Source organism: Streptomyces anatolicus, from assembly GCF_019400875.1.
GTDB classification, from domain to species: domain Bacteria; phylum Actinomycetota; class Actinomycetes; order Streptomycetales; family Streptomycetaceae; genus Streptomyces; species Streptomyces anatolicus.
The window spans coordinates 1-9,428 of the sequence record NZ_WMBF01000244.1 but is presented as its reverse complement, the minus strand read 5'-3'; the positions used below and the strand labels follow the sequence as shown (position 1 = coordinate 9,428).

Genomic DNA, 9,428 nt, shown 5'->3' with positions numbered 1-9,428 from the left:
GACGTACGCGCTACGGCTTCTGGAAGCCCGCCTCGCGCAGAATCTTCTGCGCAGACCCCGTGCTGAGCCACTTGACGAACGCCGCCGCCTCCTCCCCGTTCGCGGAGCCCTTGAGCGTCGCCGCCGGATAGGAGGCGACGGCATTCTGCGCGTCGGGGATCTCGACGGCGTCGACCTTGCCCGGCACGGTCGCCGCGTCCGTCCGGTAGACGAGCCCGGCGTCGGCCTCGCCGAGCTCCACCTTGCTCAGCACAGAACGCACGTTCGCCTCCTTGGATACGGGCTTCACCTCGACGCGCTGCCGGTCCAGGACCTGCTTGCTGTAGCGCCCGACCGGAACCGTGTCGTCCGCGAGGACGACCTTCAGCTCACTGTCACCGAGGTCCTTCAGCCCCTTGATCCGCTCCGGGTTCCCCTCCCGGGTGGCGATCACAAGCCGGTTCTTGGCGATCACGGTGGGCGTCCCGGTCTCCGCCTTGAGGCCGTCCATCGTCTTGGTGTCGGCGGTGACGAGCACATCGGCCGGCGCCCCCTGCTTGACCTGCGCGGCCAGCTCCTGCGAACCGGCCGCGGAGACGGTCACCCTGACGCCCGGGTGGTCCTTCTCGTACGCCTTCTCGGCGGTGGCGAACACATCGGTGAGGGAGGAGGCGGCGAGGACGGTGAGCTGCACGTCCTTGCCGCCACCGCCCTTCTCGCGCCCGCTGTCGTCGTCATCGCCACCACAGGCGGCGGCGAACGGGACGAGCAGCGCGGCGGTCAGGACCGCGACGGCACCACGACGGACGGAAGCAGGAACGGAAGCGGACACGGAAGCAGACACGGGAGCAGACACGGAAGCGGGGACGGAAGACTTCGGAAAGAACGACATGGGCGGGACTCCTGGCTCAGGCGCGATCAATGTGCACGCTCGTGGACTTCACGCGCGCGGTGGCCTGCATCCCGACCTCGAGGCCGAGCTCCTCCACCGCCTCACGCGTCAGCAGCGAGACCAGGCGGTGCGGACCCGCCTGGATCTCCACCTGGGCGGCCACGTCACCGAGCTTCACGGCGGTGACGATGCCGGGGAAGGCGTTGCGGGCGGAGGTGTACGGGACGTCCTCCTCGCCCGCGCCGCCGCTCTGCGCGACCTCGACGGAGAAGGCGGCCAGATCCCGGCCGTCGATGAGCCGCCGCCCGCCCTCGTCGCGGTGCGTGGCGACGCGTCCGGCGTCCGCCCAGCGGCGGGCGGTGTCGGGACTGACCCCGAGCAGACGCGCGGCCTGCCCAATCGTGTAGGACTGCATGTGCGACAAGATAAGGGCGATTGCCTTGCATCTGAAATATTTGATGACTTCATCCATGGCAGATGCGAGACCTCATGGAGGAACCCCCAAGGCCGTTCCGCGCGGCACCCCGACATCTGCCGAAGAGAACCCGAGGAGAACAGGCATACGTCGGCCCAGTCGGCCAACTCGCCGCGCATGGCAACCTTCGGCAAGGACAAGAACACGGGGCCCGGCCCCGAGGTCGAGGCGGCGGCGCCCGACGAACCCACCGAGCTGCCGGCCCGCTCCTGGTGGTCGGTCCTGCGGCGCACCGGCAAGGAGTTCATGGACGACGACCTGCCCGACCGGGCCGCCGCCCTGACCTACTACGGCGTGCTCTCGCTCTTCCCCGCGCTGCTCGTCCTGGTCTCGGTCCTCGGTGTGATCGGCGAGAAGGCGACCACCTCGGTCCTCGACAACCTGGAGAAGCTGGCGCCCGGCCCGGTGCGCGACCTGCTGAGCGACGCCGTACGGCAGTTGCAGGGCAGCGGCAGCACCAGCGGTGTGATGGCGATCCTGGGCCTGGTGCTCGCCGTCTGGTCGGCGTCCGGTTACGTGGGCGCCTTCATCCGCGCCTCGAACGCCGTGTACGACCTCCCCGAGGGACGCCCGGTCTGGAAGCTGACGCCGCTGCGGATCGCCCTGACCCTGGCCCTGATGGTCCTGCTCGCCGTCAGCGCGCTGATCGTGGTCTTCACGGGCCCGATCGCCGAGCGCGCGGGGGGCGCCATCGGCGTGGGCGACGAGGCGCTCACGGCCTGGTCCATCGCCAAGTGGCCGGTGCTGCTGGTCCTCGTCGTCTCGATGATCGCCCTGCTCTTCTGGCGGGCCCCGAACGTCCATGGCCCGGGCTTCCGCTGGCTGAGCCCCGGCAGCGTGCTCGCGGTGCTCCTGTGGCTGGTGGCCTCCGCCGGGTTCGCGCTCTACGTCGCCGGTTTCGCCTCGTACAACAAGACGTACGGCACCTTGGCAGGTGTCGTGATCTTCCTGGTCTGGCTCTGGCTCTCGAACCTGGCCATCCTGCTCGGCCTGGAATTCGACGCGGAACTCGCCCGCCAGCGCGCGATCGCCGGTGGCATGCCCCCGGAGGAGGAGCCGTACGTGGAACCCCGCGACACCCGCAAGTGGCCGCGCCGCCGCCAGTCCCGCCCGGGGCCGGCGTCCTGACGGTTCCGGGGACGCGGACCGGCCAAGGTGGCTAAAGTTCCTTGCTGGGTAGGGGTGTTGAGTATCGCCGCGCATTGTCGTGGCGGCATCGGGGGGTGCGGTGACTGAACCACTGAGGGTTACTCCGGCGGCCGGTTGCGGGATCACGGCCAAAGAAGAGTGGAGCGCCGTCAAGGACGCGCTGCTCGGGGTGGTCCGCCATGCGGATCCCGCGGCGGGCGACAGCGTTTGCCGTGCCGAGGGGAAGTGGCCGGCTTCGGTCGAGAGCGTCGAGGTCGTCAAGCGACTGTCCGGTGGCCGTGGCGGCGCGCAGGTTCTGGAGATCATCACCCGCCGGGACGGTAACCGGCAGCCCGCGCAGCAAGTGGCGAAGCTGATGGACGTGGGTGACGCCATCAAAGAGTGGAAGGGGTACAGGCGGCTCATCGCCACCTGTGACAGCAACATGTTCGTGGCTGTCACGGCGGTCAGCCAGGGGGTGGTCGAAGAGCGTGAGCGGGAGGCCCGCAAGAGCGTCGTGGTGTACCGGCACGCCATGGACTGGGATCACCGTGCAGGGGTGAGCATGGTGGCCCTGGAGGACGTGGTCGCCGCCGCCGTGGACGGGAACGCCTCTGAGAATGACTGTGCCGCCCTGGTGCGGCAGGTGCTCGCCTCGCTGGCGGACAGCATGTATGCCCGGGCCGAGACGCAGGAAAGGCAGCTGGCGGCGTCTTTCAACCGTTCTCTTGGCTTTGACCTCTGCCTGTCGGTGGGCAGGGTCGAGGGGCGCCCCGGTGACTTGCTCCTGATGGACGGCAACGCCGATGCCGAGGACAAGGAAGCACCGCGGATCTACTCCGATGACATGGCGGAGGAATCCACCGCGACGCCCGGCGCGAAGCGTTCTCTGGCTCCCGGCCAGACAGTGCGGCTGTCCCTGACCAACCTTGAGGTGAGTGACGAAGACGTCACGGGGACACTGGTCGAGAGTGCGGTTCATGTGCGGGTGAAGCTGATGGGCTCCGCACGGACGGCCGCGAGTCTGAAGCGTATCCGTCAGGAGCAGACGAACCGCAGATCCGTGGAGGTTCTCGGTCTCGTCTCGGCTGTGCGCGCGCAGTCGTGGTCGGCGGCGATGGCTCGCGCTTTCGGGCCGGAAGCGTTCACCGAGACGGAGACGGCGATCACCTACGGGGAGACCCGCATCGCGCATCCGGTGGGACGCCTGGAATCGGTGCTGTGGGGGCCTGCCGACAAGCGGTCGTTCTCGCCGGTTCACCGTGACCTCAACCCGCGCAACATCATCACTCTGGGCACGACTCCCTATCTGATCGATTTCGCGACGTTCGACGAGTCGGGGGCGACTCTCCAGGATCCGGCGTGGTTGGAGACCTGCCTGGTCCGGGACTGTCTCGCGGACCGTCTGACGTGGGACGAGCTGGTACGCCAGCAGCGTCTCCTGGGCTTCCTGGTGCGGATGACCGCGCACTGGGACGGGGAGCGCGTCCGCGCGGCGGCAGAGCAGGTCGCCCAGGCCTTGACGGCGGACAATCCACCCCTGGGACGGAGCCTGCTCCTCTTGTGGCAAGTGCGCGGCACGCTCGCCGAGACCTCGCTGCGGACCGTTCTCGGCGATTGGCGTACGCACTATCCACAGCACTTGGTGCTGGCCGCCTGCAAGACCCTGAAGTGGGCGGAGAACGACGATGAGGTGGCCAACCCCCATCGGCTGCGGGCGTCGTGCGCCGTGGCCGGTGTGGCGAGCGAGAGCCTGGGGCCGCTCGGCGAGACGTTCGCCGACTGGTCACCGCGGGATGCGGCTCTGGCCTGCGAGGTCCTGCTTGCCGCCGGTGAGGCGGATTCCCCGGGCGCGGGAGATCTGCTCCTGGCGGTCTCCTCTCGGGTGGAGGACACCGCAGTACTGGCACGCGTGGCACAGGGACTGCGGCGGCTCCCGTCATCAGCCCTGCTGGAGGCGCGCCAGCAGTTACTCCAACGCCATCTGACGGGACCGGATGCCCCGGCGGGAAAAGCACAGAGGCCTGACCCGAGCACGGGGCAGGCCGACGATCTCTCGTTCACCTATATCGCTCTGGAGGGCCACCGGTTGCCGCCGGGGGCCCCGTGTGTCCAGCAGGGGCACGGCGCGCTGTCGGCCGCGTCCGAGGACTGTGTAGCCCTGGTCGAGCGGGAACAGCAGGTGGTGCTGTTGTCCGATCCGGGAGCGGGGAAGACGACGGTGGCGCGTGAGTTGCATCTGCGGCTGCTGTCGGAGGACGTGGTTCCCGGCGGCAGCCCGCTGCTGCCGCTGTGGGTCTCCGCTGTCGACGCCATCGAGTTCCTGCGCAGGTCCAAAGAGCCGACCACCGTCCACCGGTTCCTGCGCGTGGCCAACGACCTGCAGAAGGTGCTGTCGGACGCGTGTCTGGCGGCGTTGATCGCCATGGGCGGGGTGCATGTCACCGTTGACGACCTGGACCTGGTCGACAGCCGCGAGCGCAGCCAGATCATGGTCTATCTGGCCCGGATAGCCCGCACGGCTCCGAGTCTCAGACTGCTCGTATGCGACCGCGTGCGCGACTACGACCCGATGGTCCTGCGGTGGCCCGCGGTCGCCGTGCACAAGGTCCGTGAGGGACCGGCCAGGGACTTCTTACGGACGGTGCTGCGCAAACGGGACAAGCACCTCTGGAAGAGCCGGTTCAAGAACCTTGAGGCCCGCCTGTTCCGGGATGTCGGCGCCGGAGCCTTGCGCGATCTGGCCGGCAAGCCGCAGTTCCTGAACATGCTGGTCGACGAATACGCCGGCACCGACGTACTGCCGTCCAACCCCGGCGAGTTGGTGCACCGCTATCTCACCCGGCTGCTGAACGACTCCGCGTCGAGCGTGCACGTCGATGATCTGATCCGGCTGCTGGGAGCGATCGCCAAGAAGCTCGACGCGTCCGGCGCGCTGCGCAGGGCGGCGGCAGAGGACGCGCTGGAGAAAGTGGCCACGGGACACGGCCGGGAGCGGTTACGGGAACTGCTGGCCACGCCCTGTCTGGACGAGATCGCCGGACGGGTCAGCTTCCGTGACCCTCTGGTCCAGTCCTACTGCGGTGCGGTCGCCCTGCAGCGGTACCCGGAAGACAGGCGCAAGACCGTCACGGACTACGTCCTGCGGTACGGGTGGAGAGAAGCGGCCGTCTTGCTGGTCACCGATCCGGAGACTCCGGAGGCGACGACCGAAGCCGTGGTGCGGGCGGGGGCCGTCGCCAGTCCCTGGTACGGGGCTCTGCTGATGCAGGCCGCTCCGGCCAGTGCGGCCATCGAGATCATTCGGGACACGTTCCTGCGCGAGCAGAAGGACGTTCTCCGCTCCTCGGACAGCGGCATCCCCGCCTGGAAACGCTCCGCGTACGCCCTGGCCAAGTACGGGGACCGGGCGGCTCTGGAGATCCTGCGCGACACCGCTCTGGCCTCGGACGTGTCCACCGACGCCGCGGAAGCCGCCCTGGACGGCCTGGTGATGATGTATCGGTGGTTCGTCCCCGACGCGAGCAGCTACCTGCAAGAGGTCCTCACCGCTTTCCTCGACGCCCCGGCCGAGCGGACACCCCGGGACCCACGGCTGGTCACGCGGGCCCTGCGCAGCATCCAGGTCGCCGAACTGCACAGCCTCGTGGGCCTGGCCTGGGAGCGGATCGCCGCCGATGAGCCCTGGGAGGTGCACTCCCAGGCGTGGGAGACGGTGACGCAGCTGGGAGTGCGGCCGGACCGGTCCAGAACCCGCGCCTATGCGGACGCCTGCGGTGAACGGCTCCTGGGACTCGACGCGGCACTCAAGGAGACGGCCGCCACGGAAACCACGCAGACGCTGGACGAGGAGCGGTTACGGCTGCTCACGCACCTCGCGACGTGCGGCCGGCTCGAAACCCTCTTGGCCTACCGGTTCCGGTTCGGACTCGCCGACTACCGGGACTGGCCGCAACTCATCGACAGGGCCGCCACAGCGCAGCACTCCTTCCAGTGGCACGGGGCGGCGGCCCCCACCTTGCTGCTGACCTCGGATGTCCTGCACGGCATCGGCGTGGCGCCCGAGCAGTGGAAGAAGATGCTGTCGCTGGGAGACGACTCCCTGACCGCGCTGGCCGCCCACCATCTCCTGGCCGGCAACGTGGACGTCGACGAGGCCTGTCTGCGGTCCATCGTCTCGACGGGCACCAGCAAGGCGCTCCTGATCGCCTCCGCGTTCGTGCACAGTCTCCCCCAGCAGATGCACAGCATTCTGCCCGCACTGCTGGCCCCCTACCTCGACGACCTGGACACCGAGTCGCTGGAGGCGGTCGCCGCGCTGGTCAGCGCCACCGAACACCTGCACGCCGAGACGGGACGGCAACTGGCCTGGCGCGTGCACCGCACCTTGCTGGCACAGAACTTGGACCGGGCGGCCCTCCACTGGCCCTGGTCGGTCACATGGCGGCGGGCCCTGCTGCCCCGGGCGGAGATCGGCGATTTCCTCACGGCGCGGGCGGAGCAGAGCGAGCAGCCCGGCCCGGCCGGTCAGGGCAGTGCCGATGGCGCCGCCGACCGCGAACTCCTGACGCTGCTGGGCAGTGCCGATGTCCTGCTGGACGCCCCCGCCGTCAAACCGGTCTCCCTGTCGCAAGACGCACGCCGGGAGCTGGCCGCCCTGGCCAAACGGACGCCCGCCAGTGGTGTGCAGGGACACAAGTTCGTGCTCCTGGCCGCGAGTACCGGCCTGTATGAGGAACTCGCCTTTGTGCAAGAAGCGGCCTTCGATCCGTACAACCTCTCGACAGTCATCCGTCACTCGCATGGCGCGCACGGCAGCGTCGAGGTCTCCCTCGCCGCCCACGCGATCACCGCGGTGGGATATCTGTCGCGGCTCAAGGCCAAGGACGACCCGGGCTACAACGCCAAAGAGGACATGGACGAGGTGAGGAGCATGGACCTTGCGCTGATCGCACAGCACCCCAGCCTGGCACGCGCCCGGCTCATCTCACTGGGGTACTGGAGCGTCGAACCGCTGCGGGACGCGCTGCCCACCGAGGACCCGATCCTGCTGGCCGCACTGGGCAACATCGTGCACCACTGGCTCCCGGGGTCACAGCAAGAGGCCGACGCGCAACGCAGCGACATCGCCCGCTGGCTGCTGCGTGCGACCACCGAGATGCCGCTCACCCCGCAGACCCGCGGCACCCTGACCGACCTGCGGCTGAGCATCGAGGACAGGCTGGGACGCTATGTCGCCTGATCACCGGCTAGAGCCCCATCTCCGTCTTCGCCGCCGCCACCACCTTGCGACGCAGCTCCGACACCCGAGCCAGGGCAGCCCGACGGTCCGCCCCGGCCCCCGCTTCCGCCACGCCCCGTTGCTGGCGCAGCAACTCCTCGCAGGCCCGCAGCACGTTCCCGGACGCCAGCAGACGCAGCCTCGTCAGTTGGCTGCGCATCTCGGCGTACGCCTCCGTGGCACCGGCCGGCGGGCTCTCGCTCTGCCCGGACTGAGCATGAAAGAGGTCCGAATGCTGCCAACTGGCCTCCAGGAACGCCACGAACGCATCCGTGAGGGCGTCCCGCACCCAGAGCCGATGCTCCCGGCGTCCTCCGACCACCGTCGTCACGACCAGTGTCGCCGCACTGGTCAGTGCCGCCGCCCATGCCGCCCAGATCCCCAGGTCCCCCATGGCCGCACTCTCTCTCACCACTCCACCCCCGCACGGGTGTATTCCCGTGCGAACGCTGTCTTACAAGCGCCACCGTCGTTGGACCCAGTGCGCTCTGGCGCGATCGCCCGACATGCGGGACAGTCCAGGAAGTACGCATGCGAGTCACGCTCCGACGCACCATCACCTGCGCGCCGGACAGGGGGGACGCTCCATGGGCACTTCTAAGGACTTCTTCGCATCCAAGGACTTCTTCGCGCTCTCCGCCGCCGGCATCGGCGCGATCGCCTCGGCGAGGTTCCTCGAAAGAGCCATGGTGCGTCTCCTGGCGCGCTCCGAGAGGCTTGGCCAGCCCACCGCCCGCCGGGCACTCCAGCGGCATCTGGAGGACACGCTGTCGGGCACCCCTCGCCCCGACGGGCCCGAGGCGTCCGGCGCCGACGAGCTGGCACACATCGTCCAACGCTGCGCACAGGACGACCAGACCGGCGAGAAGACCGACTCCCTGACCCGCGCGGTCCTCGCCGTGACCGGTGACGCGGAGATGGTCTCGCAGCTGAGACTGCTGAGCGATCTGCATCTGGCGCGCGCCCGCCTGACCCCCGCCGAACTCACCTCCCTGTACGCGTTGTTGCGGGAGTGCGAGGCCGACATCCACGATGTGGCGCGTCTGGCCCTCGCTCCCTTCCCGCCCCGCCTTCCCGAGCACTGCACGGACCCGTGGAGCGTGACCCTGCACCTCCTGCGCCGCAACGCCCAGCCGGACGGACTCCCGCCCTTCCTGGCCTTCCTCGAGTACCTTGCCGCCTCCCTCCCCTCCGGCGACGAGCGGCGACGGCTCCAGGAGTGGAGCCTCGCGCACGCGGCGGACCGCGGCCTCGATGAGCCCCTTAAGCGGTGCCGTGCCGCCGCGCGTCCGATGCCGCATCGGGCCGGGTCCGCCCCGGAGCCCCGCATCATGTTCGTCCTACTGCCGGACGGACTGGACGAGGACTACTGCACGTTGCGCGTGTGGCACCAGCAGGAGCAGGTGGTCAAGGACGACGATGTGCGCGTCCGTCATTCGGATCTGCAGCGTGCCGTGCGCCAGCGCCTCGCGCACTGGACGGCCCAGCGGAGCACGGACCAGGTCCTGGTCGAATTCTGGCTCGGCCTGACCCTGCTCAACCTCCCGGTCGTGCGCTGGTGCATGCCCGAGGACTGGGACAACAGCGAGAGCAACCTACGCGTCGTCGTACGCAGCCTGAACCTGCGCCCCGAGGACGAGCGCGCCTGGCGCGAACACTGGTCAGGCCTGATC

General features: G+C 69.2%; 6 protein-coding genes. 3 read left to right on the top strand and 3 right to left on the bottom strand.

Features of this window, described 5'->3' with window-relative positions; genetic code table 11:
• Positions 1-10: 10 nt before the first annotated feature.
• Together modA and GKQ77_RS20630 are read right to left on the bottom strand one after the other, a co-directional pair.
• Positions 11-823: a molybdate ABC transporter substrate-binding protein gene (gene modA / locus GKQ77_RS20635; RefSeq protein WP_308117731.1), complete on the bottom strand. Its 813-nt coding sequence runs from the start codon at positions 821-823 to the stop codon at positions 11-13.
• A gap of 64 nt (positions 824-887) precedes the next feature.
• The gene (locus GKQ77_RS20630; protein WP_125512613.1) at positions 888-1,286 is read right to left on the bottom strand and encodes a TOBE domain-containing protein; all 399 of its coding nucleotides are present in this window, start codon (positions 1,284-1,286) and stop codon (positions 888-890) included.
• Between the two features lie 177 nt (positions 1,287-1,463).
• On the opposite strand from GKQ77_RS20630, the gene GKQ77_RS20625 reads away from it, so the two are divergent.
• Positions 1,464-2,474: a YihY/virulence factor BrkB family protein gene (locus GKQ77_RS20625; protein WP_219690402.1), complete on the top strand. Its 1,011-nt coding sequence runs from the start codon at positions 1,464-1,466 to the stop codon at positions 2,472-2,474.
• 100 nt (positions 2,475-2,574) lie between these two features.
• On the top strand, positions 2,575-7,716 hold the full coding sequence (locus GKQ77_RS20620; protein ID WP_219690401.1) for a hypothetical protein: 5,142 nt from the start codon (positions 2,575-2,577) through the stop codon (positions 7,714-7,716).
• A 7-nt stretch (positions 7,717-7,723) separates the two neighbouring features.
• On the opposite strand, the gene GKQ77_RS20615 is transcribed toward GKQ77_RS20620, so the two are convergent.
• Positions 7,724-8,149: a hypothetical protein gene (locus GKQ77_RS20615; RefSeq protein ID WP_219690400.1), complete on the bottom strand. Its 426-nt coding sequence runs from the start codon at positions 8,147-8,149 to the stop codon at positions 7,724-7,726.
• A gap of 193 nt (positions 8,150-8,342) precedes the next feature.
• On the opposite strand from GKQ77_RS20615, the gene GKQ77_RS20610 reads away from it, so the two are divergent.
• Positions 8,343-9,428, top strand: a 1,086-nt coding sequence (locus GKQ77_RS20610) for a VMAP-C domain-containing protein (protein WP_219690399.1), incomplete at its 3' end; no start/stop codon positions are given.